Origin of the sequence: Methylobacterium sp. WL103 (assembly GCF_008039885.1) — a bacterium.
In the GTDB taxonomy this organism is placed as follows: Bacteria; Pseudomonadota; Alphaproteobacteria; order Rhizobiales; family Beijerinckiaceae; genus Methylobacterium; species Methylobacterium cerastii.
Window position 1 is genome coordinate 1 of the sequence record NZ_VRUX01000916.1, and the last position, 1,203, is coordinate 1,203.

Annotated in this window: 1 protein-coding gene; it reads left to right on the forward strand. The window is 73.1% G+C overall.

Annotation, left to right across the window (positions count from 1 at the left end):
• The first annotated feature begins 34 nt into the window (after positions 1 to 34).
• Positions 35 to 1,117: a D-serine ammonia-lyase gene (locus FV222_RS26680; RefSeq protein WP_147816145.1), complete on the forward strand. Its 1,083-nt coding sequence runs from the start codon at positions 35 to 37 to the stop codon at positions 1,115 to 1,117.
• Positions 1,118 to 1,203 lie beyond the last annotated feature (86 nt).

Sequence of the window (1,203 nt, forward strand, 5' to 3'; positions counted from 1 at the left end):
CCCGAGCCGATTCCCGTTACAGGAGACCGTCCGCATGAGCGCCGCCGGCACGCCCCCGCTCGATCTCCCCGACGCCGTGCGGGACGGCAGGCCCACGGTCTGGCGCAACCCGCGCCTGGGCCGCGCCGCCGAGATCCTGCCGGGCCTGGCCTTCGGCCTCGCCGAGGTCGAGGCGGCCGAGGCGCGCTGGCGCCGCTTCGATCCGCTCCTCGCCCGGCTGTTTCCCGAACTCGCGACCGGCCGGATCGATTCGGCCCTCCTGCCGCTCTCCGCCGACCTGGCCGCCCTGGTGTCGGGACGCCCGGGGGCCGCGGCCTGGGTGAAGGCCGACCACGATCTGCCGATCACCGGCTGCATCAAGGCGCGGGGCGGCGTCTACGAGGTGCTGGTCGAGGCCGAGCGGCTCGGCCTCGCCGCGGGCTGGCTCTCGGGCGCGTCCTCCTATGCCCGCCTCGCCGACCCGGATGTCCGGGCGGCCTTCGGCGTCCACACGATCGCGGTGGGAAGCACCGGCAACCTCGGGTTCAGCGTCGGGGTGATCGGCCGCGCCCTCGGCTTCCAGGTCGAGGTGCACATGTCCCACGACGCCAAGGCGTGGAAGAAGCGCCGCCTGCGCGACCTCGGCGCCCGGGTGGTGGAGCATGCGGGCGATTACGGCAGCGCCGTCGCCGCCGCGCGGATCGCCTTCGAGGGCCGCGCCGACGCGCACTTCGTCGACGACGAGAGCTCGGTCGACCTGTTCCTCGGCTACGCGGCGGCGGCCTTCGACCTGCGGCGCCAGCTCGACGCGGCGGGCGTGAGCGTGGACGCGGCCCATCCCTTGTGCGTCTACCTCCCCTGCGGCGTCGGCGGCGCCCCGGGCGGCGTCACCCTCGGCCTGAAACTGCTCTACGGAGACGCCGTGCGCTGCGTCTTCGTCGAGCCCGTCGCCGCGCCCTGCATGCTCGTGCAGCTCGCCGCAGGCCCGGCGCGGTCGGTGAGCGTCTACGAGGTCGGGCTCGACAACCGGACCGCGGCGGACGGCCTGGCCGTGGCCACGGCCTCGATGCTGGTGGCCGGCACCGTCGGGGGCCTCGTCGAGGCCGTGGTGACGGTGGGCGACGCCGACCTGTTATAAACAACAGACGCTGCCGACGACTCCATAAGTGTATATATAGGTGGTGGCCGTATAATTAAAAAAAAAAAAGGGGGGGGGGGGGGGGG

Bases quoted from the DNA above. Each gene is read 5' to 3' on its own strand.
- FV222_RS26680 (WP_147816145.1), top strand. From the start codon at position 35: ATGAGCGCCGCCGGCACGCCCCCGCTCGATCTCCCCGACGCCGTGCGG.